Source organism: Pseudomonas sp. B21-053 (assembly GCF_026016365.1).
GTDB classification, from domain to species: Bacteria; Pseudomonadota; Gammaproteobacteria; order Pseudomonadales; family Pseudomonadaceae; genus Aquipseudomonas; species Aquipseudomonas nunensis.
On record NZ_CP087205.1, the window covers coordinates 6,816,394 to 6,842,680 of the forward strand.

Annotated in this window: 26 protein-coding genes; 11 read left to right on the forward strand and 15 right to left on the reverse strand. The window is 60.6% G+C overall.

Annotated elements, in window-relative coordinates; genetic code table 11:
* The first annotated feature begins 204 nt into the window (after positions 1–204).
* On the forward strand, positions 205–837 hold the full coding sequence (locus LOY68_RS30670; RefSeq protein WP_163910729.1) for a DedA family protein: 633 nt from the start codon (positions 205–207) through the stop codon (positions 835–837).
* On the opposite strand, the gene LOY68_RS30675 is transcribed toward LOY68_RS30670, so the two are convergent.
* Positions 818–2,047, reverse strand: a complete 1,230-nt coding sequence (locus LOY68_RS30675; RefSeq protein WP_265041611.1) for a sterol desaturase family protein — start codon at positions 2,045–2,047, stop codon at positions 818–820. The genes LOY68_RS30670 and LOY68_RS30675 overlap by 20 nt on opposite strands.
* Positions 2,048–2,162: 115 nt before the next feature.
* Between LOY68_RS30675 and elbB the strand changes: the two genes are divergently transcribed.
* Positions 2,163–2,831, forward strand: a complete 669-nt coding sequence (gene elbB / locus LOY68_RS30680; RefSeq protein WP_054044676.1) for an isoprenoid biosynthesis glyoxalase ElbB — start codon at positions 2,163–2,165, stop codon at positions 2,829–2,831.
* A 119-nt stretch (positions 2,832–2,950) separates the two neighbouring features.
* Here the strand turns inward: elbB and LOY68_RS30685 are convergent, their stop codons facing one another.
* Both LOY68_RS30685 and LOY68_RS30690 read right to left on the reverse strand, forming a co-directional pair.
* On the reverse strand, positions 2,951–3,406 hold the full coding sequence (locus LOY68_RS30685) for a YaiI/YqxD family protein (protein WP_163910725.1): 456 nt from the start codon (positions 3,404–3,406) through the stop codon (positions 2,951–2,953).
* 124 nt (positions 3,407–3,530) lie between these two features.
* Positions 3,531–5,429, reverse strand: coding sequence for an FTR1 family protein (locus tag LOY68_RS30690; protein WP_265041614.1), 1,899 nt, complete (start codon positions 5,427–5,429; stop codon positions 3,531–3,533).
* A 153-nt stretch (positions 5,430–5,582) separates the two neighbouring features.
* On the opposite strand from LOY68_RS30690, the gene LOY68_RS30695 reads away from it, so the two are divergent.
* From LOY68_RS30695 to LOY68_RS30715, 5 genes are all read left to right on the forward strand, one after another.
* Positions 5,583–6,983 carry a COG3014 family protein gene (locus LOY68_RS30695; RefSeq protein WP_265041616.1) on the forward strand — a complete coding sequence of 467 codons (1,401 nt, stop codon included), beginning with the start codon at positions 5,583–5,585 and terminating at the stop codon, positions 6,981–6,983.
* Positions 6,984–7,187: 204 nt separating this feature from the next.
* Positions 7,188–8,582, forward strand: coding sequence for a COG3014 family protein (locus tag LOY68_RS30700; RefSeq protein WP_054617009.1), 1,395 nt, complete (start codon positions 7,188–7,190; stop codon positions 8,580–8,582).
* A gap of 15 nt (positions 8,583–8,597) precedes the next feature.
* Positions 8,598–8,969 (forward strand): YcfL family protein, encoded by a 372-nt coding sequence (locus LOY68_RS30705; RefSeq protein ID WP_054044685.1) that lies wholly within the window; start codon positions 8,598–8,600, stop codon positions 8,967–8,969.
* A gap of 36 nt (positions 8,970–9,005) precedes the next feature.
* Positions 9,006–9,593 (forward strand): penicillin-binding protein activator LpoB, encoded by a 588-nt coding sequence (lpoB, locus tag LOY68_RS30710; RefSeq protein ID WP_054044687.1) that lies wholly within the window; start codon positions 9,006–9,008, stop codon positions 9,591–9,593.
* A gap of 3 nt (positions 9,594–9,596) precedes the next feature.
* On the forward strand, positions 9,597–10,340 hold the full coding sequence (locus LOY68_RS30715) for a penicillin-binding protein activator LpoB (RefSeq protein ID WP_054044689.1): 744 nt from the start codon (positions 9,597–9,599) through the stop codon (positions 10,338–10,340).
* Between the two features lie 192 nt (positions 10,341–10,532).
* Here the strand turns inward: LOY68_RS30715 and LOY68_RS30720 are convergent, their stop codons facing one another.
* The 3 genes from LOY68_RS30720 to LOY68_RS30730 form a co-directional block, all read right to left on the reverse strand.
* Complete coding sequence (locus tag LOY68_RS30720) at positions 10,533–11,165, reverse strand: LysE family transporter (protein ID WP_054044690.1); 633 nt, start codon at positions 11,163–11,165, stop codon at positions 10,533–10,535.
* A gap of 239 nt (positions 11,166–11,404) precedes the next feature.
* Complete coding sequence (locus LOY68_RS30725; RefSeq protein ID WP_163910711.1) at positions 11,405–11,986, reverse strand: mechanosensitive ion channel family protein; 582 nt, start codon at positions 11,984–11,986, stop codon at positions 11,405–11,407.
* Positions 11,986–13,896, reverse strand: a complete 1,911-nt coding sequence (locus LOY68_RS30730) for an ATP-binding cassette domain-containing protein (protein ID WP_265041618.1) — start codon at positions 13,894–13,896, stop codon at positions 11,986–11,988. Before LOY68_RS30730 ends, LOY68_RS30725 begins: the two co-directional genes overlap by 1 nt.
* 50 nt (positions 13,897–13,946) lie before the next feature.
* Here LOY68_RS30730 and LOY68_RS30735 point away from each other — a divergent pair, with 50 nt between their 5' ends.
* A complete protein-coding gene (locus LOY68_RS30735) occupies positions 13,947–14,411 on the forward strand; it encodes a TIGR02444 family protein (RefSeq protein WP_265041620.1) in 465 nt (154 codons plus the stop codon).
* Here LOY68_RS30735 and LOY68_RS30740 read toward each other — a convergent pair.
* A complete protein-coding gene (locus LOY68_RS30740; protein WP_265041622.1) occupies positions 14,408–15,586 on the reverse strand; it encodes an AlgP family protein in 1,179 nt (392 codons plus the stop codon). The genes LOY68_RS30735 and LOY68_RS30740 overlap by 4 nt on opposite strands.
* Before the next feature lie 192 nt (positions 15,587–15,778).
* On the opposite strand from LOY68_RS30740, the gene LOY68_RS30745 reads away from it, so the two are divergent.
* A complete protein-coding gene (locus LOY68_RS30745) occupies positions 15,779–16,444 on the forward strand; it encodes an FKBP-type peptidyl-prolyl cis-trans isomerase (RefSeq protein WP_163910700.1) in 666 nt (221 codons plus the stop codon).
* Positions 16,445–16,506: 62 nt separating this feature from the next.
* On the opposite strand, the gene rsd is transcribed toward LOY68_RS30745, so the two are convergent.
* The 7 genes from rsd to LOY68_RS30780 all read right to left on the reverse strand — a co-directional run bounded on the left by rsd (position 16,507) and on the right by LOY68_RS30780 (position 23,094).
* Entirely contained in the window at positions 16,507–16,965 is a 459-nt protein-coding gene (gene rsd / locus LOY68_RS30750) for a sigma D regulator (protein WP_163910697.1), read from the reverse strand.
* A gap of 177 nt (positions 16,966–17,142) precedes the next feature.
* Complete coding sequence (locus LOY68_RS30755; RefSeq protein ID WP_265041626.1) at positions 17,143–17,694, reverse strand: disulfide bond formation protein B; 552 nt, start codon at positions 17,692–17,694, stop codon at positions 17,143–17,145.
* 415 nt (positions 17,695–18,109) lie between these two features.
* On the reverse strand, positions 18,110–19,348 hold the full coding sequence (locus LOY68_RS30760) for a heme biosynthesis protein HemY (RefSeq protein ID WP_265041628.1): 1,239 nt from the start codon (positions 19,346–19,348) through the stop codon (positions 18,110–18,112).
* Complete coding sequence (locus LOY68_RS30765) at positions 19,345–20,487, reverse strand: uroporphyrinogen-III C-methyltransferase (protein ID WP_265041630.1); 1,143 nt, start codon at positions 20,485–20,487, stop codon at positions 19,345–19,347. The genes LOY68_RS30760 and LOY68_RS30765 overlap by 4 nt, the downstream gene beginning before the upstream one ends.
* 16 nt (positions 20,488–20,503) lie before the next feature.
* Positions 20,504–21,271: a uroporphyrinogen-III synthase gene (locus LOY68_RS30770; protein WP_265041631.1), complete on the reverse strand. Its 768-nt coding sequence runs from the start codon at positions 21,269–21,271 to the stop codon at positions 20,504–20,506.
* Entirely contained in the window at positions 21,268–22,209 is a 942-nt protein-coding gene (hemC, locus tag LOY68_RS30775) for a hydroxymethylbilane synthase (protein WP_163910693.1), read from the reverse strand. Before hemC ends, LOY68_RS30770 begins: the two co-directional genes overlap by 4 nt.
* Before the next feature lie 138 nt (positions 22,210–22,347).
* Positions 22,348–23,094 (reverse strand): LytR/AlgR family response regulator transcription factor, encoded by a 747-nt coding sequence (locus LOY68_RS30780; protein ID WP_054048538.1) that lies wholly within the window; start codon positions 23,092–23,094, stop codon positions 22,348–22,350.
* A gap of 460 nt (positions 23,095–23,554) precedes the next feature.
* Here LOY68_RS30780 and argH point away from each other — a divergent pair, with 460 nt between their 5' ends.
* Entirely contained in the window at positions 23,555–24,949 is a 1,395-nt protein-coding gene (gene argH, locus LOY68_RS30785) for an argininosuccinate lyase (RefSeq protein WP_265041636.1), read from the forward strand.
* A 119-nt stretch (positions 24,950–25,068) separates the two neighbouring features.
* Here the strand turns inward: argH and LOY68_RS30790 are convergent, their stop codons facing one another.
* Positions 25,069–25,728, reverse strand: coding sequence for a glutathione S-transferase family protein (locus LOY68_RS30790; RefSeq protein WP_054048534.1), 660 nt, complete (start codon positions 25,726–25,728; stop codon positions 25,069–25,071).
* A gap of 124 nt (positions 25,729–25,852) precedes the next feature.
* On the opposite strand from LOY68_RS30790, the gene LOY68_RS30795 reads away from it, so the two are divergent.
* Positions 25,853–26,137: a hypothetical protein gene (locus tag LOY68_RS30795; protein ID WP_007894899.1), complete on the forward strand. Its 285-nt coding sequence runs from the start codon at positions 25,853–25,855 to the stop codon at positions 26,135–26,137.
* Positions 26,138–26,287 lie beyond the last annotated feature (150 nt).

Consider the following 26,287-nt stretch of genomic DNA (forward strand, 5'->3'; position numbering starts at 1 on the left):
GACTCCTGAGCCCGCGCTGGCAGGCGAGCGTGACAGTTATAAGCGGCCATTATGACGAACAGATGACAGTTGTGCTTACCCCCGTGACACGTAGCCGCATTCCATTGTCCGTGTAGGAATTGTTCACGTCGAGACACATTTGGACACTTTCATGAATGTGCACGAAGGGTTAGGCTGCGCGTTCATTTCGCCAGCACCCAGACAATGCTCCAACAATTTCTGCATGACTTCGGCTACTTTGCCCTTTTTCTCGGCACGTTCTTCGAAGGCGAAACCATCCTGGTGCTCGCGGGCTTCCTCGCGTTTCGCGGATACATGGACATCAACCTGGTCGTCGTCGTGGCGTTCTTCGGCAGTTATGCCGGTGATCAGCTGTGGTACTTCCTGGGGCGCAAGCACGGCCGCAAATTACTCGCGCGCAAACCGCGCTGGCAGTTGATGGGCGACCGGGCGCTGGAGCATATCCGCAAGCACCCGGACATCTGGGTCCTGAGCTTCCGCTTTGTCTATGGTTTGCGCACGGTGATGCCGGTGGCGATCGGCCTGTCGGGTTATCCGCCGGGACGCTACCTGCTGCTGAACGGGATTGGTGCCGCGATCTGGGCCAGCGCCCTGGCGGCGGCGGCCTATCACTTCGGTGCGGTGCTCGAAGGCATGCTGGGCAGCGTCAAGAAGTATGAGCTATGGGTGCTCGGCGCGCTGTTGTTGCTGGGCCTGGGCCTGTGGCTGCGCCGGCGCTTCAAGAATGCTCGCCTGGCGAAGAAGATCTACGCCGACGAGCAAGCCTTGAAAGCCGAACAAGCGCGAATCAGCGAGACTAAGACGCCAGTCGAGTGAATCGGTTTCTGCAGCAGTAGAGACCGATCCCGCTGAGCAGGCTGTAGCTGAGCAGCCCGACCCAGCCCACCGCGCTGGCCGGCCACAGCCCGATCAGCGGCGCCAGCCACATCAGCGGCAGGTTCGACGCCAGCCGCACAAGCTCCAGCTTCAACGTCCACGGACGATTCTCCAGGGCCACGCCCAACGTAAACAACCCCAACGCCACCGCACCCCAGCCGAGCACCAGCGCGCCGGTCGGCAGACTGCGTTCGAGGTTCATCAAGTAGCTGCCCAAGGCGATGTAGACGCAGAACTGCAGCGCCACGTAAATCTGCTGGCGCCCATCCAGCGGTACTTCGAATTTGCGGAACTGGCTCAGGTCGGGCTTGTTCATCGGGTACTTCGCCGCCACGTCCGCCGGCCGCCAGCCGGTGCGCATGAACCAGATCCGCAGCTTGTCCCACTTGCTCTGCGCCCGCTTCGCGTCATCCCACAATTGCGCATAGAACTGCACGTTGGCCCACAACGGATTCCAGCTCGCCAGTGGCGTGGTCACGCCGAAAATCACCGGTTCGTTGTCGTCCTCTTCCTGGAACGAGCCAAATAGACGGTCCCAAATAATGAACACCCCGCCGTAGTTGCGATCCATGTAGAGAGCGTTCTGTGCATGGTGGGCCCGATGATTGGACGGCGTGACGAAAAACCACTCGAACCAGCCGAGCTTGGGAATGTGTTTGGTGTGCACCCAGAATTGATACAGCAAGTTCAGCGCCGCAACGCTGATGAACACCAGCAACGGCACGCCGAGCACGGCCATGGGCAGGTAGAAAATCCAGCTCAACAGAAACCCGGTGCTGGTCTGGCGCAGGGCCGTGGACAGGTTGTAGTCCTCGCTCTGGTGATGCACCGAATGCGCGGCCCAGAGGATGTTGCGTTCATGGCCCATGCGGTGCAGCCAGTAATAGCAAAAGTCGTAGAGGACAAAGGCGAATACCCAGACGCTGTCGCCCGAGAGTTTGAACAACGCCAGATGGTCGAGGGCAAACGCATACGTCAGCAGCCCCACGCCCTTGGTCAACAGGCCGGTGGTGGTGGACAGCACGCCGGTGCTGATGCTGTTGATCGCGTCGGCCAGACGATAATTGCTGACCCCGCGCCAACGGTCGGCCAGCAGTTCGACGGCAATCAGCACAAAGAAAAACGGCACCGCATACAGAATGAAGTCCATGACGCGCCCTGATCGGAATCGTGATGACAGATCCTAGGTGTAGCCGCGAATTAACCCTATGGCAACGAGTGACAAATTAGTGGACATTTAACGCCATGAATCTGGAGAAAAGCCCATGAGCAAAAAAATTGCAGTGATCCTTTCCGGCTGTGGTGTGTACGACGGCGCCGAGATCCACGAAAGCGTGATCACCTTGCTGCGCCTGGACCAGCGCGGCGCCCAGGTGCAGTGCTTTGCACCGAACATCGCGCAGTTGCATGTGATCAATCACCTGACCGGCGAAGAAATGCCCGAGTCGCGCAATGTCCTGGTGGAATCTGCACGCATCGCCCGGGGCAATATCAAGGATTTGCGCGAGGCCAGCGTCGAAGACTTCGATGCGTTGATCGTGCCCGGCGGTTTTGGCGCGGCCAAGAATCTGTCTAACTTCGCGGTCGAAGGCGCCGGCTGCACGGTGCAACCGGAAGTCCTGGCGTTGGCCGAGGCGTTTGCCGAAGCGGGTAAACCAGTGGGCTTGATCTGCATCTCGCCAGCGCTGGCGGCGAAGATTTACGGCCCGGGCGTGACCTGCACCATCGGCAACGACGCCGACACCGCGGCGGCCATGAACAAAATGGGCGCCACCCACACTGAATGCGCCGTGGGCGACATTGTCGAGGACAAGGCGCGCAAATTGGTGAGCACACCGGCGTATATGTTGGCGCAGACGATTAGCGAAGCGGCTTCCGGGATCAACAAACTGGTGGACCGCGTCCTCGAACTGACCCACGAAAACGACGCTTAACACGGACTAAAATGTGGGAGCGGGCTTGCTCGCGAAAGCGGTGTGTCAGCCAACATTAATGTTGAATGTCAGTCCGCTTTCGCGAGCAAGCCCGCTCCCACAGGGGTTTTGGGTGTGGCTCAGGGTTTACGGGTTAGCCGGGTGAGTATCCGGTCCAGTGCATTCGCAAACGCCTGCTTCTCCCGCTCGCCAAACGGCGCGGGCCCGCCGCTCATCTGGCCTTGCTCACGCAGGTCGGTGAACAGATTCCGTACCGCCAGCCGATCGCCCATGTTCTGCGCATCGAACTCTTTGCCGCGCGGGTCGAGGGCCGAAACGCCCTTCTTCACCAAACGATCCGCCAGCGGCACATCGCTGCAAATCACCAGTTCACCAGGCACCGCGTGTTCCACCAGGTAATCGTCGGCCGCGTCCGGGCCGCTGGGCACCACGATCAGCTTCACCAAGGCCAGGCCTGGCTTGATCTGCGGCTGACCGGCCACCAGCACCACTTCGAACTGGCGCTTGAGGGCGAACTTCACCACCAGATCCTTGGCCGCCCGTGGGCAGGCATCGGCATCGATCCAGACACGCATTGTGTTTACCTCTTTTTAAAAAGCTTCGCGGGCAAGCCTCGCTCCTACACAGGTTATACGCGACCGGCGCATGAATCCTGTAGGAGCGAGGCTTGCCCGCGAATATGAGCGAAGCGAATGCTTTTTAAGAAACCCGCACCCGCTGCTTCTCCGCCATCCGACTGCGGCTATAAAGCACAACAATCGCAATAATCGCCACCGCCTGCGCACTCAACGAATACGCATCCGCATGAATCCCCAGCCAGTCAAAGTCAAAGAACGGCACCGGCCGGGTGCCGAAGATCCCGGCTTCCTGCAACGCCTTCACGCCATGCCCGGCAAACACCACCGACAACGCGCACAGCAACCCGGCATTGATGCCGAAGAACAGCGCCAGCGGCAGCTTGGCCGAACCGCGCAGGATCACCCAGGCCAGACCGATCAACAGCACCAGCGCCGTGGCGCCGCCCGCCAATACCGCGTTATGCCCGGCAGGACCGGCCTGCAACCACAGGGTTTCGTAGAACAGAATCACTTCGAACAGTTCGCGGTACACCGAGAAAAACGCGAGGATCGCAAAGCCGAAACGCCCACCGCCGCCCACCAGACTGCTCTTGATGTAATCCTGCCAGGCTGCGGCGTGGCGACGGTCGTGCATCCACACGCCAAGCCACAGGACCATGACACTGGCGAACAGCGCGGTGCAGCCTTCCAGCAGTTCACGCTGGGCGCCGCTGACATCGATCACGTAAGCGGCCAACGCCCACGTCGCCAAACCGGCCACCAGCGCCAAACCCCAACCGACGTTGACGCTGCGCACCGCCGATTGCTGGCCGGTATTGCGCAAGAACGCGAGGATCGCCGCCAGTACCAGAATCGCTTCCAGGCCTTCGCGCAGCAGAATCAACAGCCCGGAGATGTAGCTCAAGGACCAGCTCAAGCCATCGCTGCCCAGCAGACCGGCAGATTCCTTCAACTTGGACTTGGCCGCGTCCAGGCGCTGTTCAACCTGAGCTACCGGCAAACCGTCCTGCAACGACTGACGGTACGCCATCAGGGATTTTTCAGTGTCTTTGCGCACGTTGGCGTCGACGTTATCCAGAGAGCTTTCGACCAACTCGAAGCCTTCCAGATACGCTGCCACCGACAGGTCGTAAGCCTGATCGTGCTCGCCAGCACGGTAAGCGGCGATGCTCTTGTCCAGGGTCGCAGCGGTGTAATCGAGCAACTGCGCCGGGCCACGCTTGACCTGCGGCGGCTGCGCCCGTTGTGCGCGGAAGGTTGCCACGGCTTGCGGGCCTTCAGCAGCCAACACTTCGGCCGGCGTCTGACGGGCCAGGTCGGCGATGTTGTAGGTTTTTTCGGATTTCGCTGCCGCCGGATCGGCGCTGAAGCCGGCGATATAGGTCGCCAGGTCCCAACGCTGACGATCATCCAGCTGATCGGCGAAGGACGGCATGTCGGTGCCTTCGACGCCTTGGCCCAAGGTGTTGTAGATCCCGTAGAGGCTCAGGCGATCGAGGCGCGTCGCATCGCGCAGATTGGCCGGCGGCGGCGTCATGCCCACGCCTGCCGGGCCATCGCCAGCGCCCGCGTCGCCGTGGCACACCGAGCATTGCTGGGCGTACAGCGGCGCACCGCGAGTCGGGTCCGGGGTAATCACCGGCGCCTGGCTGACTTCATAGGCTACCGCCAGCTTCGCACCGAGCTGCCGGGCCTGGCGCACGACGTCGGCGCTGTCCTTGCGAGCTGCAATAGCAGCGCTCAGGCTGCTGACACCCTGCTCCAGCTCAGCCTGCTCAGGCTTGGCCGGCAATTCGGCGATCAACCCTTTGAGGACGCCGAGGAATTCCAGCTGTTCGCGGTATTCAGACTCATCGATGACCTTGCCAGCCTCGACCGTTGCCGGATAGTCGGCGCCAATGTAGTCGAGCAAATGCAGCGCTTTGGGCGCGCCTTCGGCGGTGTCGGCCAGCGCATTGAGGCTGCAGAACGCAATAACCGGCAGCACTAGCCACGCCAGAAAACGGGAGGAGGCAGTCATGAATGAATCTCAAGGGGAAATACGAAGTAACACATTGTTAACTTCCAATGGCTTTCACTCAAGCTTTGTTGGCGTTTCCTGCACGGCTGCGTATAAATTCAGCGGCGAATTGCCATCTCCTCGCGATATCCGTTCAGGGAAGAATGATCGTCCATGCGCTCACACCTCTATTTCTCGCTGTTGCTAAGCCTCGTCCTGCAACTGACCGGTTGCGCCGCCTATCGCAACTACGACCTGGAACTGGCGCAAACGACTGACCAGTTGAAAGCAGGAAATCCGCAGGGCGCTCTCCAATTGCTGGAACTGCACAACCCGCAAGAAAATCGGGATCTGCTCTATTACTTCGAAAAAGGAGCCGTCCTGAGTGCCGCCGACGAGATTGCGCAAAGTCAGGTGGCCTGGCGCAGCGCGGAGCAAATGGTGATTCAGCGCCAGGACACCGTTGAATCCACCGGCACTCAACTTCTTTCCGCGATGGGCGATCATTGGGGCAGCATCATCAATGACAAACTGCGTCGCTACGATGGCTACGACTATGAAAAGGTCATGCTGACCACGCAAATGGCCCTGAACCAGTTGGCCGTGAATGACTTCGATGGTGCCCGCGCCGATATCAAGAAAACCCACGAGCGCGAAGCACTGATCGCACGCCAGTGGGAAAAACAATACGAGCAAGTCGAGGAACAAGCCAAGGCCCAGGGCGTTCGCGTGCACTACAAGGATCTTCAGGGCTACCCCGTGGCCACCCTCGATGCGCCCTCCGTCATCGCACTGAAGAACGGCTATCAGAGCGCGTTCAGCCACTACCTGGCCGGGTTTACCTATGAAGCGCTGGGCGAGCGTGACCTCGCGGCACCCGGTTATCGCCAGGCCATCGAGTTGCGACCCGACCTGCCCTTCTTTCAACAGGCCTTGCGCGAACTCGACAAACCCGCCATCAAAGCCAATGAAAGTGATGTGTTGATCATTGTTCAAAGCGGCCTGGCGCCGGCGCGCAGTTCGGTTCGGGTGCCCTATCCGGTTCGCCTGCAAGACGGCCAGGTCATCGTCGCCAACGTTTCGTTTCCGGTGATGGTGCCCGACACCTCGACCCCGGCATTCACACAGATGACCGTCGATGGGCGCAAACAGCCACTGATCCTCGTCAACAGCATCACCGACATGTCGCTGCGGACATTGCGCGACGACATGCCCGGCATTATTCAGCGCACCGCCTATCGCGCCTTCCTGGCGGCTGACGTTCAGGGTACCGATAACCGGCGCGACCCAAGCAAAGCCTCCTACGTGACGCAGCATGATGGCTTTGAGCACGCGGACACTCGCACTTGGCGCACCTTGCCCAACATCACCCAAGTGGTGCGTCTGCACCTGAAAAAAGGCGAGCACCTGATCAGCTTGCCCAACACTCCGGGCGCCGCGCCGCTGAAAATCCGCATCGATCAGAACCATCAAGTCATCGGCCTGCGAGCACTGGGTGGGCGGATCTTCAGCAACGGCGTGGCTTTCGAACCTTCCTCTGCGCCAGACAGCACCGTGGTATCAGGTCTGAAATAAGTAGTGGCACGTTGTGAAAAAATGTAATTAAAAAGCCATTACATAGCCAGCATCCGAGCTTATAATGCCGCCGCCTCGCGATTGCGCCGCGGCATTTAAGCTCCTCTTTTTGAGGAATTGGCAGGACGCCAGTCTCCCTGCCGATAGGTCCCTACAGCCCGACCAGCACGCGCGGCTGCTTCTATTCAGGGAAGAAGTACCCCTATGGCCTCTCGCGCCCTTACCTCGATCGCACTCAGCGCGGTCACCTTGCTCTCCGGCTGTTCCGCCTTTCGCAACTACGACTCCGAACTCGCGCAAACCAACCAGCAACTGGCCGCCGGCAATGTCGATGCGGCGCTGACAATGCTGGAAAAGAACAACTCCGGCCCGGACAAAGACCTGCTCTATTACTTCGAGAAGGGTGAACTGCTGCGCGCCAAGGGCGACCTGTCCGGCAGCCAGAATGCCTGGACCAGCGCCGATCAGGTGGTGGGCAAGTGGGAAGACTCGGTCAAGCTTGATACCGACAAGTACCTGGCGCAGTTCGGCAGCTTCCTGGTCAACGACAAGGTCCGTCGCTACGAAGGCTACGACTACGAAAAAGTCATGCTTACCACCCAGATGGCCCTGAACCTGCTGGCGGTGAATGACTTCGACGGCGCGCGCATGTCGATCAAGAAGACCCACGAACGCGAAGCCGTGATCGCCGATTTGCGCGACAAGGAATACCTCAAGAGCGAAAACGAGGCCGAGAAAGAAGGCATCAAGACCCAGTACAAAGACCTGCAGGGTTACCCGGTCGCCAGCCTCGACGCGCCGGACGTGGTCAGCCTGAAAAACAGCTACCAGAGTGCGTTCAGCCATTACCTGGCCGGTTACGTCTACGAAGCCCTGGGTGAAAAAGACCTCGCCGCGCCGGGTTACCGCAAAGCCGCCGAACTGCGCCCGAACACCCCGCTGCTGGAGCAGGCACTGGTCAACCTCGACAAGCCGGCCAAGACTGACGACAGCGACATCCTGATCGTGGTGCAGAGCGGCCTGGCGCCGTCCCGTGACTCGATCCGCATTCCGCTGCCATTGCCAATCAGCAACCAGCTCGTGATCACCCCGCTGTCGTTCCCGATCATCAAGCCGGACACCTCGACCCCGGCATTCGCCCAGATCGGCGTAGACGGTCAGCAGTTGAACCTGACCCAGCTCAACAGCACCACCGCCATGTCGCGCCGCGCATTACGTGACGACATGCCGGGCATCATTCTGCGCACCACCGTGCGCGCCGTGACCAAAGGCGTGGCCCAGAAGAAGATCAACGAAACCAACCCGCTGGCCGGCCTGGCGGTGGGTATTTCTTCAGCTGTGCTGGAAGGTGCCGATACCCGTACGTGGCGCACCCTGCCGGACAACACCCAAGTGGTGCGTCTGCGCTTGAAGAAAGGTGAACACCAAGTCACCCTGCCGAGCGCCGTCGGCGGCTCGGTGGTCAAGATCACCGTGGATCAGCGTTATCAGGTCATCAGCCTGCGCGCCGTGGGTAATCAGGTATTCGCCAGCGGCCTGGCTGCACACGTGATCACGAGTGCCAACCCGACCGCCGTGGCCAGCTTCAAACAACCTTAAGAACGGAGTCTTTGCATGCGCTTCAAACTCATCGCCGTTGTCGCCCTGGCCTTGTTGGCCGGGTGCGCCACCCCGCCACCACCAGAGCCGGGCAGCGCCGCCAGCAAAGTCGTGGCCATGGGCAAGCTCAAGAACATCGTGGTCGGCGCCATGCGCGTCGCCCGGGAAAACGGCTTCCAGACGGTCAATGTGCAGCTGAGCAACACCAGCTTCAACAACAAGACCTTCTACTACCGTTTTGCCTGGCTCGGTCCTGAAGGCTTCCCGATCGCGGAAGAAGAAACCTGGAAAAGCCAGATGATGTACGGCGAGCAGACCAGTTTCATCCAGGCCATCGCACCGACCGCCAAAGCCGTGGATTTCCGTCTCGAAATCAAGACGCCTTAACCCGACCCTATTCGTTCAGTTCTAGAGAGCATTCCCATGTTTGCACGCTTTTCGTTCATCGCCGTTCTCGCCCTCCTGGCCAGCGGCTGCGCCAACACTTCGCCGACCCTGGGCAGCAAGAACATCAGCTACGGTGACACCAAGGCTGTAGAAACCGTGACCAACGAGTTCGGTTCCACCGACCTGCAGATGATCGCAGAGTCGATGACTCGCTCCCTGGCCCAGTCCGGCATCATGCAGGGCCGCCCGGTGGTTCAGGTCTACGACGTGAAGAACAAGACCAGCGAGTACATTGATACCCGCGAAATCACCACCAGCATCAAGACCCAGCTGATGAAAACCGGTGTTGCGCGCTTCGCCAGCGACAACAACGCGATGCAGAGCCAGGTTGACCAGCTCAAGCTGCAAAACCAGAGCGGCCTGTACAAGAAAAGCACTGTCGCCAAGACCGGCAACATGATTGCTGCCAAGTACCGCATCGAAGGCTCGATCAGCTCGATCGTCAAGCGCAGCGCCGACTACAAGGACGTCTTCTACAAATTCAGCCTGCAATTGATCGACGTTGAAAGCGGTCTGGCCGAGTGGATGGACGAAAAAGAGATCCGCAAAACCACGGAGCGTTAATCGATGCGCACATGGATTGGCATGATGGCCCTGGCTTGCGCGTTCAGCGTGCAAGCGGCCCCGAAAGTTGCGGTCACGGATCTGGCGTACCAGGAGCGGGTGGAGCAGTACATCCACATCGTCTCGGCGCAGAACAATTACCGTGAGGGCTATTACAGCTCCAGCGGTTCGTCGAACTACAACGAGATCGAAGCCACCACCAGCTACATCGAACAGGCCGAACTGCGTAAATTCACCGGCGATATCAAGGGTGAAATCCTGCGCACCGGCATGTTCCAGCTGATTCAGGGCACGCCTTATACCGCCTCGTCCAAGGGTGACATCTACGATGTGATCAAGCGGATCAAGGCTGGCAACTTCAAGGGCGCGGACTATGTGCTGTTTGGCACAGTGTCGGACATCGACTTCACCCAGGACATGAATGAGCTGGCCAACACTGACAGCTATTCGGCGGTTCTGGCGTTGACCCTGGTGGCGGATTTCAGCCTGATCAACACCAAGACCTTCGAAATTACCTCGGCCTTCACGGCGATGGGTGAAGGCCAGGACACCAAACTGGTGAATGGCCGGGACATCAAGATCTCGCTGAACCGCCCTCGGGTGGTGCGTGATGTGTCCAAGGCGTTGGGCGAAGACGTGGCCGGGCAACTGAGCCAACAGCTCGGTGGCCCTAGCTACGAACAGCCGGGGCAAGCCCCGCAACGCAACAACCTGCCAAGGGATACGGCGCCGGTAATCCTGCGCTGATACCAATGTGGTGAGGGAGCTTCTGTGGCGAGGGGGCTTGCCCCCGTTGAGGTGCGAAGCGCCTCCAAAATGGGACCGCTACGCAGTCCAACGGGGGCAAGCCCCCTCACCACAGAAGCCCCTCGCCACAATGAGTGCAAGGCAAACGAAAAAGACGACCTGAAAAGGTCGCCTTTTTTGTGCCTGGCGGTTTTACACCACCGCTTTACGCAGCGTCGCCATGAACGCCGCAGCGCCAATGAACAACCCGGCAAACGTGCGGTTCATGCGTTTCTGCTGTTTGGGCGTGCGCAACAGTCGCAGCACTTTGGCCGCCAGCCCGGTGTAACCGGCCATGACGATCAGGTCGACACAGACCATGGTGACGCCAATGATCAGGTACTGAGCCAGCAGCGGCGCGTGGGGATCAATGAACTGCGGCAACACCGCCAGCATGAACACCAATGCCTTGGGGTTGCTGATGTTCACCAGGAAACCCCGGAACACCAGGGCCAACGGCTTGCCAATCTGCCGCACCGCCCCATCGTCGCTCATGTCGCTGGGCAGTGCCCGCCATTGCTTGACCGCCAGGTAAACCAGATACGCCACACCGAACCATTTGATCGCATAGAACGCCGTCGCCGAAGCCGTGAGAATGGCCCCCACACCCAAGCCGACAATCGCAATCTGCACCGCCAGGCCCAGTTGCAGGCCCAGGGCGTTCCAGTAACCGCGCCAGAAACCATATCGCAAGCCGCTGGACATCGACGCAATCGCGCCGGCACCGGGAGACAGACTGATCACCCAGCAGGCGGCAAAAAACGCCAGCCATGTTTGAAGCACCATCGCACACCTCGACTCAGACTCGTGACAGACGTCTAAGCTAATGCGGCTTTGGGCGGATGACTACCGATTTTTTGTAGGACAGGGGGGACAGGCGACCAGCGTTTGCGGCTGTGAGGGCCTCTTCGCGAGCAAGCCCGCTCCCACAGGGGATCTTCAGCGAACACTCAATAGGTGAACAACATTGATCTACTGTGGGAGCGGGCTTGCTCGCGAAGGCGATAGGTCAGGCAACAGAAAACTTACTTTTCAAACCCACTGGAAGGAAACACATCAGTCCCCCGCCACCGCCGAACCGAGCGCTGGAAGAACAGGCTGTTGGGCACTTGCACCATGGCACTGCCAGTCCCGGCCTCTTCGGCTTCGATCAGCGTGGTAAACAGCAGATTGATCGCCACCACCCGGCCTTTGACGCCAGGCTTGTCGAGGGTGTCCACCAACTCGACCACATCACCGATGCGGAACGGGCCGACGGTGAAGATCAGGATCGCGCACAGCAGGTTCGACAGCACGCTCCACATGGCGAAGAACGCCACCGCAGCCACCGCCACGAACCCCGACAACGCGGTCCAGAGCACCGTGGCCGAGACGCCGAGGCGTTCCAGCACGAAGATCAACGCGCTGCCCATGATCAGCCAGCGCAAGCCACCGCGCAGTGGCATCAACAATTGCGGTGGAAACGGATAACGCTCGCCCAGGCGGGTCAGGCATTTGGCAACGAAGCGCTGGGCGAGGTAACCGGCCAGCAGGATCAGCAGGATTTGCACGCCGAGCCAGATCGGCTCGACCCACATCGGCGGCAGCGGCAGTTTGAAGGCTTCCATCAGGACAACGCCTCCAGCTCCGCCTGCATGCTTTCCAGCAGTTCCAGGGCTTCCATCCAGGACTCTTCCAGCTCCGCTTCACGGACCTTGAGCTTGGCCTGTTCGGCCAGCAGGTCACGCAGTTCGTTCTTGCGCGCTGGTTCGTAGATATCGCTGTCGCCGAGGCTGGCGTCGATCTTCGCCAGTTTCTCGTGCAGCTTGCCCAGCTCGGCTTCGAGCTTGTCGGCTTCACGCTTGTGCGGTGCCAGTTGCTGACGCAACGCAGCAGCAGCCTGACGCTGAGCCTTTTTGTCGGTCTTGTCCGGGTTCACCGGGGTGTTGCTGACCGGGGCGTTGCGCTGGCGATAGTCCACCAGCCAGCGGGTGTAGTCTTCCAGGTCGCCGTCGAACTCTTCGACCTTGCCGTCCGCCACCAGATAGAAATTGTCGGTGGTGCTTTTAAGTAAATGGCGATCGTGGGAGACCACCAATACCGCACCGCTGAACTCCTGCAAGGCCATGGTCAGCGCCAGGCGCATTTCCAGGTCCAGGTGGTTGGTCGGTTCGTCGAGCAGCAACAGGTTCGGGCGGCCCCAGGCGATCAACGCCAGTGCCAGTCGGGCCTTTTCACCACCGGAGAAATTCAGCACCGGCTCATCGATGCGCGCACCACGGAAGTCGAAACCACCGAGGAAGTCGCGCAACGTTTGCTCGCGCTCGGTCGGCGCCAGGCGCTGCATGTGCAGCAACGGGCTGGCCTTGGAGTCCAGCGAGTCCAGCTGATGCTGGGCAAAGTAGCCGACCACGGTGTTCTCGCCACGGGTCAGGCGACCGGACAGCGGCGCGAGTTCACCGGCGAGGTTTTTGATCAGGGTCGATTTACCCGCGCCGTTGGGACCGAGCAGACCGATGCGGGCGCCGGGGGTCAGTTGCAGCTTGACCTTCTCCAGCACGGCGCGCTCGCCGTAACCCAATCGGGCGTCGGAGATATCAATCAGCGGGCTGGAGATTTTGTGCGATTCGCGGAACACGAAGTCGAACGGCGAATCGACGTGGGCGGCGGACAGCTCTTCCATCCGCTCCAGCGCCTTGATCCGGCTCTGGGCCTGGCGGGCCTTGGTGGCCTGGGCCTTGAAGCGAGCGATGTAGCTTTCCATGTGCGCACGTTGCGCCTGCTGCTTCTCGTAGGCCTGCTGTTGCTGGGCCAGACGCTCGGCACGCGCACGTTCGAAGGCGCTGTAGCCGCCGCGATACAGGGTGATCTTGCGCTGATCGACGTGGGCCACGTGATCGACCACGGCATCGAGGAAGTCCCGGTCGTGGGAAATCAGCATCAAGGTGCCGGGATAGCTCTTGAGCCATTCTTCCAGCCAGATGATGGCGTCGAGGTCCAAGTGGTTGGTCGGTTCATCGAGCAGCAACAGGTCCGAAGGGCACATCAATGCCTGCGCCAGATTCAGACGCATCCTCCAGCCACCGGAGAAATCTCCTACCTGACGATCCATCTGATCGTTGGTGAACCCCAGGCCCGCGAGCAATTTGCGCGCCCGGGCATCGGCGGTGTAACCGTCGGCGCTGTCGAGTTCGGCGTGCAGGCGGGCCTGAGCGGCACCGTCATGCGCCGCTTCGGCCGAGGCGAGGTCACGTTGCACCTCGCGCAGGCGCAGGTCGCCATCGAGCACGTAGTCGACCGCGATGCGATCGAGGGTGTCGATCTCCTGGCGCATGTGGGCGATGCGCCAGTCCGCCGGCAAGAAGCAATCACCCGAGTCCGGGTGCAGGTCGCCCAGGAGCAAGGCGAACAGGCTCGATTTGCCGGCGCCGTTGGCACCGATGAGGCCGGCTTTGTGGCCGGCGTGCAGGGTCAGCTCGGCGTCTTCTAGCAGACGTTGCGGGCCACGCTGTAAAGTCAGGTTCTGAAGTCGAATCATAATGGCGGCGGAGTCTACCAGCTTCGCTCGCAACTGGCGCGAGTAGCACTATGTCCTCTGACCTGTGGAGCTTTTCCCTTGGCACTTACGCCCGTCCTGGCGTTGAAGATCTGTGCCTGCAATTGCAGTCGGCGGGGGCGAATGTCTGTCTTTTGCTGTGTGGACTGTGGCTGGAGCAACGGGGGGTGAGCTGCGACGAGCAACGCTTGCAGCAACTTTTGCAGGTGGCCGTGCCGTGGGAAGTGAACGTCGTACGGCCGTTGCGCACATTGCGTCAGCAATGGAAAGCCGCCGCTGCGGATGACGTCGGACTCAACGCATTACGCGAGCAAGTGAAAACTCTGGAGCTGGAATCGGAAAGGCATCTGCTGTTGCAACTGGAGCGCACGGCCCAAAGTTGGCCGCAAGACGAGACGACCGAACGATCGGCCTGGCTGGAAGGTGTGGCGGCAGGCGCCGCCAACCTGAACCGCGACGCGCTGCATCAGTTGCGCGTCGCGGTAACCGGCACTTAGGAAGCGCTGGTTGGGGTGGTGGCAGTGCTCGACACGGCAGCCGGAGTTGGCGCAGCGGTCGCTGTCGAGGTGGTAGCGGATGGAGCAGGCGATGCTGCCGGAGCCGGGGTGGCAGGCTTGGCGACTGGCGCGGTTGCCGGTTTAGCCGCGACTGGTTTTGCTGCGGCTGGTTTTTTCACCGCTGGTTTTGCTGCTGGTTTAGCGGCAGCTGGTTTTGCAGCAGCCGGCTTGGCAGCGGGTTTGGCTGCGGCAGGTTTTGCAGCGCTCGCAGTACCCGGTTTAGCGGCAGCTGGTTTGGCAGCGGCAGGTTTGGCGGCCGGTTTTGCAGCAGCAGGTTTAGCGGCGGCAGGCTTGGCAGCAGGTTTGGCGGCTGCGGTTTTAGCCGCTGGTTTTGCAGCTGGTTTTGCTGCCGGCTTGGCGGCTGGTTTTGCAGCGACTGGCTTGGCAGCCGGTTTCGCTGCTGCGGTTTTGGCAGCAGGTTTAGCGGCCGCTTTTGCAGCAGGTTTAGCCGCTGGTTTTGCTGCTGCGGTTTTTGCTACAGCCGGCTTGGCAGCAGCGGTTTTTGCAGCGGCTGGTTTGGCGGCAGCTGGCTTGGCAGCAGTCGCTTTAGCAGCTGGTTTCGCAGCACTGGCCGCGACTGGTTTTTTCGCTGCAGGTTTTGCTGCGGCTTTGGCCGGTGCTTTAGCAGCCGGTTTGGCAGCAGGCTTGGCGGCTGCTTTTGCAGCAACCGGTTTGGCAGCGGCTTTCTTGGCAGGTGCCGCAGCAGGCTTGGCCGAACGCAGGGACAACGCCTTGCTGACAGCCTCTTGTACGCGACCAACCCCCTGGGCCAGTTTCAGGCTTTCTTGAGCGTCACGCTTGAGTTGCAGAATGTATGCACGGGTCTCGGACTGACGATCCTTCAAGGCATCGAGCAGGTCTTCGAGTTGCTTGACGCCGTCCTTCGCCTTGGCTTGTGCCTTGGCCTTACCGGCGGACGCAGCGTCCTGCAATTTGGTACGGGATTTATGCAGTTTTTCTTGCGCTTTTCCGCGTTGTTTTTCCAGTTTGGCGAGCAGTTTTTCAGCATCAGCCAAGGCTTGGGAACAAGCGGTTTCCAAATGCTCAAGCAGGCTGCCCGAGAGTTGTTGGAGTAAGTGCAACGGAGTATTTACAGGCTTCTTGGTGGCCGACATGGTTTACCTCCTGGCTGACGTGAATGCGGCTCATACTAGACCTCTGCTGACACCGCCGCTAGGTCATGTTGACAGTATCGAAAGCGTTGCGTTGCAACGGATCGAAAATGTTCTGCGTCTACGCAAAAGCAGTTCACCGTTTAACGCATTCTCACTGGCATAATCCTCCGCATCTCAGGTCGGAGAGTGCCCATGTCGCGTTACCTTTTTTTATCCTTGCTGGTGTGTTTTTCCGTTGCTCAAGCCGCGGAAAAAACCGCTGGAAATGACGCTCACGATCTCGCTTACAGCCTGGGGGCAAGCCTGGGCGAACGCTTGCGCCAAGAGGTTCCGGACCTGCAACTTCAGGCGCTGGTCGAAGGTTTGCAGCAAGCCTATCAAGGCAAACCTCTCGCGCTGAAAGATGCACAGATCGAGCAGATCCTTGCCGACCATGAAGCCCAGGTCGCCTTGCAAACACCAGCGCCGCAAACCGAAGAAGCCCTGGAAAAAGAGCAGCGTTTTCTTACCCAGGAAAAAGCCCGGCCCGGGGTTCGCGAATTGGACGATGGAATTTTGCTGACGGAGCTGACCCCTGGCAACGGTGCCAAGGCCGGACCGAATGGCAAGGTCCAGGTGTTGTACATCGGTCGTCTGCCCGACGGCACGGTGTTCGATCAGAACAGCCAGCCGCAATGGTTCAGTCTCGATAGCGTGATCACCGGTTGGCGCATTGCGCTGCAAAACATGCCGGTGGGTGCGAAGTGGCGTTTGGTAATTCCATCGGCCCAGGCCTATGGTGCCGACGGCGCCGGCGACCTGATCGCGCCGTTCACCCCGCTGGTGTTCGAAGTCGAATTGCGCGGTGCCACAAGCTGAATCGCGGAAACGAAAAACGGCGCGCATAGCGCACCGTTTTTTGGGTCTTGCGAAGGAGAGATTCAGGCCTGAACCGAATCCTCTTCCTTGTGAGCAGTGTGCAGCACTTCGATCAGGCAATCTTCCAGTTCGAAGCGTTCATGCAACAAGCCGCCCAGCTCCTTGAATTTTTCCGCAACGCACTTGCCGGCATCGCACAGGTCGTTGAACGCGAGCAGCTTCTCGGTGATGACGTCGATGCGCGGGTAGATCGTCTCGGCCAGCTCAAGACCACGCTTGTCGCCAAAGGCCTTGGCTTCACCGGTGAGCTGTTCGTAGATTTCGAAATGCCCCGCCGATACGTAATCGACCAGCACGCCGCAGAACTCCTGCAACGGTTTGCGATTCTCGCCCAGAGCCTCAGGCTTGGCGCCGAGAGCATCATAGGCCCGAACCAGTTCGTGACGCTCCTGCAACCAGCGGTCGATCAGCAGATGCACTCCACCCCAGCGTTCCTGAGCATTCTGACAACTTTCGAGCATGGTGATCTCTCTTCCCTTGTGGGTCATGCTGCTCCACACCTGTCGCACCCTTGAAGATCAAGAATCGGCCAGGCAGAGCGTCATCGAGCAACATAAATCCAATGACACGTGCGGGCCAGATTATGCCCGCACGACAATGGCTTCAAGGTACGCAGGAGATAAAGTTCATACAAGTGTTTAATCGCCGGCCATGGCCCGGTGCGACGACTCGCCGCTGGGCGGTCGCAGACAAGCGATCCAGACATGGCGCAGCAACTGATAAATCCCCAGGATCAGCATCGCGACGAAGAACAGCAGGCTCCATTCAGGGATGCTCAGGTCGAACAGGGTCCAGGAGATCTCGGCGCAGTCGGCGGCGCCCTTGAACAGCCGTTGAACGGCGCACGCCCAGGGCATGCTCCCTAACAAACCATCCAGATCAGGCGAACAACCCGAGAGTTGTAGCCGCGGATCGCTCTGCAACAACACCTGTCGCCACGCCGCGACCGTGCCGCCCAGGCTGGCGGACAATCCCAACAGCCAATAGACAAAAGAACCGAATCGGCGCGGGCCATGGATCGAAGCCGCCAGGCAGACAACCATCAGCAGCGCCAGGCAAAACCGCTGCAATAAACACAACACGCAAGGTTTGAGCCCGACCGCATATTCCAGGTAATAGGAAACGCCCAAGGCCAGGGCACCTGCGGTGAAAGCCATGAAAAACAAGGAGCGTGAGCAGGCCAAAGACATGGCTAATCCGTAACAGGAGAGACAGGCGGTTACGGTAGAGGAAAGCGCGCCAGCCTTTCAAGACGGCCCACCACGGACACTTCACCAGAAGTGTAGGGAATTCCCGACAGAAGCGAGAGGATTCGATGTAGTCCCTTGTAGGACTATGTCGATCAGGGACTACAAAGCTAAACATTCAGCACGTTGGCCGACCGGCTCACCGCTCAAACTACACCCTGTAGCAGCTGCCGAAGCCCACGTCAGGCTTGTAGCAGCTGCCGAGCCTGCGAGGCTGCGTTCGGCTGCGCAGCAGTCGTCAAACCTAAACACGCGGTCTTCCTGAAACACCGCGTCGGCTGATTTCACGACTGCTTCGCAGCCGAACGCAGCCTCGCAGGCTCGGCAGCTGCTACAAACCCAGGCCTCACCAGTCGGCTCAGACTCGGGCAGGTACGGGCAGCGGCGCCGCCAACAGGCGTTCGTCCAGCAGGCCAAGGCCTTCCTGGAACAACTGGTTGCTGCGCTCGGTATCGCCCAGTTGCGCCAGCAACCTGGCCAGTTCCGCACAGGCTTCCGGGTTGCGCTGCATGCGCAGGCTGCTTTCCAGATAATCCCGGGCCTTGCCCCACAGGCTGCTTTGTAGGCACAGGCGACCCAGAGTCAGGAGCAGACTCGGATCAGCCGGGTGATCCTTGAGCCAGCCCTCGGCGGTTTGCAGCTGCCGCGCCGGATCGCTGCCGCGCACCAGACCGTAAAGGCGCGCAAGATGACTGTCGTACTTGCGCTTGAGCGCTGCACGCAGAGTTTCTTCGGCTTCGGCCTGCGCTCCCAACTGCCGCAGTTGCTCGGCATAGGCCAGCACCAGTTGTGGTTCCTGGCGCTGCGCATTGCTGAGTTGCTGCCAGGCGCGGGTGAGTGACTGCAACCCGACCGTGCCGTCTTCTTCGCGATGCGCCGCCAGGCTGAGGTTTTCGCCCCAGGCGCGACGCTCCAGTTCAATCAGTTCCGCAGCAGGCAGGACCTTGTCCTTGCGCAGCTCCGGGAGCAGGCGAATCACTGCCGACCAGTCGCCCCGCTGCTGATGCAGGCGCTGCAATTGACGCAGAGTCTGCACGTTGTGCGGATGACGCTCGTGCATGGCTTCCAGGGTCGCCAGGGCGCCGTCTGTATCGCCGCGATCGGTCTGCAACTGCGCGTGACTCAAGGCAATCGCCAGCTCTGCCTGGGGCTGGCGATCAAGCGCACGCTCCAGCAGCTTGTCGCACTCCTCGTAGTGACCTTGTTCGTTGGCAGCGCGGGCTGCGCCGAGGTAGTAAAGCAGCGGTTGGCGCTCAGCTTCAGCCGCCCGATGCAGATGACGCTGGGCACTGGCCCAACGCCCCTCGGCCAAGTCCAGCTGACCATGCTCGATCGCCACTTGCACCCGGCGACTGCGATTGCGTCGAGACCACGGATTGACCACACCGCCGGACGTCGTGACCAACTCGATCAACGCCTTGATGCCCCAGAACACCAACCAAAGCACCGCCACCAAAGCCAAGGTCGCCCACAGGCTGGACTCATAGCGGAAGCTTTTGTAGGCGATCAGCACGTAGCCGGAATGCTCGGCAATCGCCAATCCCAGCACTGCGGCGGCAGCGATGACCAGGAACAGGATCACATAGAGGCGTTTCATGGCGTGGCCTCCTGCGCAGTGTTCGCGGCAGGTTTGGCCAGCGGTTTGATCGAATCCTCGGCGCTGACATTACGCCGCTCCAGATACGCCTGGACCGAGCTCAACGTGCCGGTCAGGTCCGGCGTGACGACGGTGACCGGTTGCGTGCCCAGATCAGCAACCTGTTCAAGCATCACTTTACTCTGCGGGTTGTCCGGGTTGAAATTGCCCTTGATCACATCTCGCGCTTCGGTCAGCGCCTGGGTGTACACCGACGCCTGGCCATTCAGCGCGGCCCACTGCGCCTGTTCCAGCGCCAGGCTCAGGGCCAGGCGCACCTGGCTCAGGCTCTGCCCGGCTAGCAACGGGCGAACATTCTTGTCGGCATTGAAGTCGATGCGGATGTAGCGCGAGACCTCGTCCCACCATTGCGCCCAGCGACTGGCGCCGTCGCCATCGGCGGTCAGGCCCAGCAGGGATTCGCCGCGGTCCTTGTACTCCGGCGCCAGCTCGGTGAGGTTGATCACCTGATCGCGCAAGGCACCCAGTTTCAGGAACAACCCGGTGCGGTCCGGCTGTGCAGTGCTGCGCAAGGCCACCAAGGTCTTGGCCACTTGCTCGCGAGCGGCAAAGGCGCCGGGGTCGTTCTGTTCGCGCAGAATCTCGTCGGCGCCCTGCACCAGGGCTTGAGCGCTGCTGATGTCTTGCAGCGCCGACAGACGCAGGCTGGCCAAACGCAGCAAATGTTCAGCCTCGGCCAGACGCCAATCCTTGCGGCTGGCGCCGAGAACGGTTTCCAGTTTCTGATTCAGGCGTTGCTGATCGCCCTGCAACTGCGTCACCAGACGGCGACGGTCTTCCAGCTCATCGGCGGCCGGCAGTTGTTCGAGGCGTGCGGTCAGGCGTTGATCATTGAGCTTGAGGCTCTGGGCCTGATCGTTCAGCGCCTGGACTTCGCTCAATTGCTGCTGGGTACTGGCCTGCAGGTGACGCACCTGCCAGACACCCCAACCGCCGACGGCAACGCCGGCAGCGCCCAGCAACAGGGCGACGATTGCGAGTCCATTGCCTCTGCGCTGCACAGCAGCAGGTGGTGGAGTTTCAACAGGTGCATCGAGCACCGGTTGCACGTCATCTTTAGGCAAGACTGTTTCGCTCACGTATCCATCCTTTGCATTAGAGAACGGGTACGGGTTGCTCCCGTAACGCCGTCAGCAAAGCCGTGGCATTCGCGCCACGACAATCCACAACTGTTTGAGCCCCGGCGGCACGTGCCAGCTCGGCGACCCTTGGGCTTGGAACAAACAACGGCAACTGCGCCAAACGCGGCCAGGCATCGCCGGCCAACTGGTGCAGGTGCTCGAAACCCTGTCCACTGCTGACCACCAGCCCGTTCAAGCGTTCCGCTTCAATCCGGTCCGGCAGTGCAGTTGTCGCGTACTGCGGCAGTGCGCGACGGTATAACTCCAGATACTCGACACTAGCACCAAGCTCACGCAAACGCTCAGCCAGCAACTCGCGGCCACCCTCCCCGCGCATGATCAATACGCACGGATCAGGCCGGGCGATAGCCTCGCGCAACTCGGGAAGATCAAGCAAGGCTTCGCTGTCATCGCCATCCACCGGGAAGCTCACATCGAGCCCGAAACCCTCGAGGATTTGCGCGGTCGCGGCGCCCACAGTGAACCATTTCAACGACGGTGGCTGCGGCCATTGCTGGCTGAGCAGATCGATGCCGAACCGGGCAGCCGGTTTGCTCACCACAATCACCGCGCAATAGCGATCCAGTTCCCGGATCACTCCACGCATTGTGTCAGAGGCGGCAATCGGCTCGATCTCCAAAAGCGGCAGGCAGCTGCTGAAAATCCCGCTCTCGGCCAACACACTGCTCAGCGCCGCCGACTCATCTGCGGGGCGCGTCAGCAGCAGTCGCCAACCGGTCACTCGTGACCTGCCTCGCCGTAGACCGCTTTCAGAATGTCACCGGCGCCCTGGTTCAACAGGTCTTCGGCGACCTGCACACCCAGGGATTCGGCGTCACTGCGCGGCGCGCGGGCTTCGGCATTGAGCAGCAGGCCACCGCTCGGATCGCCCACCAGACCACGCAACCAGATCTGCTCGCCTTCAAGCACGGCGTAGCAGGCGATCGGAACCTGGCAGCCACCATTCAGATGTTTATTGAGGGCACGTTCGGCGGTGACACGGGTGGCGGTGTCCCGGTGATGCAGCGGCGCCAGCAAAGCGTGGATTTCGTTGTCGACGCTGCGGCATTCGATCCCGACCGCGCCCTGGCCACCGGCCGGCAGGCTGTCATCAACGCTGATCGCAGAGGTGATGCGGTCTTCGAAACCCAGGCGAATCAAACCCGCCGCAGCGAGAATGATGGCGTCGTATTCGCCGGCGTCGAGCTTGGCCAGGCGCGTGTTCACGTTGCCGCGCAGGAAACGGATTTCCAGGTCCGGGCGACGGGTCAGCAGTTGGGCCTGACGGCGCAGGCTCGACGTGCCGACGATGCTGCCTTGGGGCAACTCATCGAGGCTGGCGTAGTTGTTGGAAACGAAAGCATCGCGCGGGTCTTCGCGCTCGCAGATGCAGAACAGACCGAGGCCTTCGGGGAAATCCATCGGCACGTCTTTCATCGAGTGCACGGCGATGTCGGCTTCGTTTTCCAGCAGCGCGGTTTCCAGTTCCTTGACGAACAGGCCCTTGCCGCCGATTTTCGAGAGTGGCGAGTCGAGCAGCTTGTCGCCGCGACTGACCATGGGCACCAGCGTTACCAGCAAGCCTGGATGGGCTTGTTCCAGGCGAGCTTTGACGTATTCGGCCTGCCAGAGGGCCAACGCACTTTTACGGGTGGCGATGCGGATTTCGCGAGAGGACATGGATCAATCCGTACTGAATAGATACGGCGGATAATAACAGCTCAGCCAAATCCACTTTGACTTGTATCAGGAACTGCTCGGCCTCCCTGGCCTTCAACGTCCGGCAATCGGGTGTGGGATCCGCCTGTAAACGGCGGATTAAAGCTGTTGCATCATCTTGCGCACGCCTGCCACATGACGGCGACTGACAATCAGCGCATCGCCATTCAGGCCTTTGAGGAACAGTTGGAAGTGCCCCAGCGGCGTGCGTTGCAGGCGTTCGATGCGTTCGCGGGCGACCAGGGCGTTGCGGTGGATCCGCACGAAACGGTCGCCGAATTCGTCTTCCAGGGCCTTGAGCGGTTCGTCCAGCAGCACTTCGCCGCCTTCGTGGCGCAAGGTCACGTATTTGTGGTCGGCAATGAAGTAGACCACCTGGCCCAACGGGATCAGCTCAATGCCTTTACGGGTACGGGCACTGATGTGGCTGCGGGGGCCGCTGCCGGTTTCGGCAGCCGGGCGAGTCAGGGCCGCGAGCTGGACCCGATTGGGCCGCTCGGCCTTCTTCAAGGCTTCGAGCAACAGCTCGGTGCGCACCGGCTTGACCAGATAACCCACGCCGCTGGCCTGCAAGGCTTCCACGGCGAATTCATCGGGGCCGGTACAAAACACCACGGCGGGCGGTGTTTCGCGCTCGCACAATCGTGCAGCCACTTGCAGGCCATCGAGGCCTGGCATGCGGACATCGAGCAACACGATATCCGGCTTGTGGCTGTCGATCAGCGCCAACGCCTCTTCGCCGTTCGTGGCGCCGGGCTCCATGACACTGTATCCCTCGAGTTCGCCGACCATTCGGCTCAGGCGCTCGCGGGCTAGGGGTTCGTCATCAACGATCAGGACATTCATATTGCGCTGGATTCCTGCGTGAGTCTCGCACAAGGATAGCGTAGACAGGTGAAGTGACATCCGTCACCGCGATCCACGCTAAGACTGGCGCGAGGGCCAAAAAGTGCCGCGAGACCGGCGGCTAAATTTTCATCTGCGGGGCGATTGGCGGCCCAGGCCCGCGTTGGCGAGGCGTCGCCGTAGGGTTTGCTGATACACAATATGAACACCCCCTCTTTTTATAGGCAGCGGCAACGCACAGAAGTGCGTTGTTCCTACTGTCCAACTGTAGACGGTTGGCGGCGCGATATTGCTCAAATGAAAAATATCGTTGCGCAATCACTTCTGACATTGCCGCAAGTATGGGCCGGCACATGAGAAAAAAACGTATCGACCAGTGTCAGCGACAGGATTGGCAACCCTGTTATTATCCGCCACAGCGTTCAACGCCAACTTTCTTCAAGCCGATACGAGCGAATTCATGAGCACTGACAAGACCAATCAGTCCTGGGGCGGCCGCTTCAGTGAACCCGTCGACGCCTTCGTCGCCCGCTTCACCGCCTCCGTCACTTTCGACCAGCGCCTGTATCGCCACGACATCATGGGCTCGATCGCCCACGCCACCATGCTGGCCAAGGTCGGCGTGCTGACCGATGCCGAGCGCGACAGCATCTCCGATGGCCTGAAGACCATCCAGGGTGAAATTGAGGCCGGCCAGTTCGACTGGCGCATCGACCTCGAAGACGTGCACATGAACATCGAGGCGCGCCTGACCGACCGCATCGGCGTGACCGGTAAAAAGCTGCACACCGGCCGCAGCCGTAACGACCAGGTGGCCACCGATATCCGCCTGTGGCTGCGGGACGAGATCGACCTGATCCTGGCGGAAATCACCCGCCTGCAACAAGGTCTGCTGGAGCAGGCCGAGCGCGAAGCCGGCAGCATCATGCCGGGCTTCACCCACCTGCAAACCGCGCAGCCAGTAACTTTCGGGCACCACATGCTGGCCTGGTTCGAAATGCTCAGCCGCGACTATGAGCGCCTGGTGGACTGCCGCAAGCGCACCAACCGCATGCCACTGGGCAGCGCCGCGCTGGCGGGCACCACCTACCCGATCGACCGTGAGTTCACCGCGCAGTTGCTGGGTTTCGACGCCGTCGGCGGCAACTCCCTGGACAACGTATCCGATCGTGACTTCGCTATCGAATTCTGCTCGGCCGCGAGCATCGCGATGATGCACTTGTCGCGTTTCTCCGAAGAACTGGTGCTGTGGACCAGCGCGCAATTCCAGTTCATCGATCTGCCGGACCGCTTCTGCACCGGCAGCTCGATCATGCCGCAAAAGAAAAACCCGGACGTGCCGGAGCTGGTTCGCGGCAAGACCGGTCGTGTCTTCGGCGCTCTGATGGGCCTGCTGACCTTGATGAAGGGCCAACCGCTGGCCTACAACAAGGACAACCAGGAAGACAAAGAGCCGCTGTTCGACGCCGCCGACACTCTGCGCGACTCGCTGCGGGCCTTTGCCGACATGATCCCGGCGATCAAGCCCAAGCACGCGATGATGCGCGAAGCGGCGCTGCGCGGTTTCTCCACCGCCACCGACCTGGCGGACTACCTGGTGCGCCGTGGCCTGCCGTTCCGTGATTGCCACGAAATCGTTGGCCACGCGGTGAAGTACGGCGTGGAAAGCGGCAAGGACCTGGCGGAAATGAGCCTGGAAGAACTGCGCAAGTTCAGCGATCAGATCGATCAGGACGTGTTTGCCGTGCTGACCCTGGAAGGCTCGGTGAATGCCCGTGACCATATCGGCGGGACTGCGCCGGCACAGGTCAAGCAGGCAGTGGCGCGCGGTCAGGCTTTGTTGGCTAGCCGCTAAACCGTCAAAAGCTTCGCGGGCAAGCCTCGCTCCTACGGGTTTTGCGTTGATTTTGAAATCAGCGTGAACTTGTAGGAGCGAGGCTTGCCCGCGAATGCATTCTCGAAGACGCTAAAAACCTACTTCTTGGACGCGACCATCGCCAAAAACGCCGGCATCGCCGCTTCCTTGTCCGCCGCGATCCGCTGCACATGCGGGTTTTGCTCCAGACGTTCCAGCAACGCCTTGGCCGCCGGCATCTCGGCCAACAGGTCGATTCCGAACAGCTTCTGCCCGACAGCACAGGCCAGTGGCACGCTGTAGAGGAAATACAGATCCGCAATGCTCAGGCTGTCACCCGCGACATAAGGGGCGAATTTGCCGTGCCGGCCCAGCGAGGCAAAACCCAGCAGCAACTCGGCCTTGGTCTTGTCCTTGATCGCGTCCGGCAAGGTCATGCCGAAGAAGGCTTCGGCGTAGCAGGCGCGGCCCGGCAATTCGATGTACAGCTCGATTTCCTTGGCCAGCGCCAGGGCCTGCGCTCGCTCAAAGGGTTCGCTCGACAACAGTGGCGTGCCTTTCTGGCTTTGTTCGAGGTATTCGAGGATCACGCTGGTTTCGTTGATAAAGCCTTGATCGACGCCCAGCACCGGCACCTTGCCGCGCGGGCTGATGGCCAATGCTTCGGGACTCGGCCCCGGGTAAAACACCACTTCTTCGAATGGCAGTCCTTTCTCCAGTAGCGCCAGTTTCACCATGTTGTAGTAGTTGCTGACGGAAAATCCATAAAGCTTGAGCATCACAAAGCCTCCAGGCCGTGCGGGGTGGGCAGTGCCTGTTTATAGATCGCCGGGGCGTTTCGTGCCAGCAGCATCACAGCGCTGAATGCAGGTAAACTGGCCGCCTTAACTTGAGGAGCCTGCCATGAGCGAGCCAACAGACATCGAGATCGACGAAGAAGAATTCGCCGAGAACACCCTGATCGAAGCGATTGAAAACCAGATCGAAAGCGACAACCCGCCGGCCGCCAAAGCGACGTTCAACAAGCTGACCCTGGTGGGTTACGAGCGTGAAGAAATCCTCAATCTGATGGCCCACGTGCTGGCAGTGGAAATCGATGCGATCCTCGAAGAAGACCGCGCGTTCAATACCGAATGGTACGAAACCGCCCTGCGCGCATTGCCAGAGTTGCCGCCAGAGAAGAAGTAAGCCCGCCCTGCCCTGTAGGAGCGAGGCTTGCCCGCGAAGGCGTCCTCGATTACGCCAAAAGCTTCGCGGGCAAGCCTCGCTCCTACGGGTAATGCATCGTTCTTCCATACCCCGGCTACACTGGGATGCACCCCGTTACTGGGGGAATGT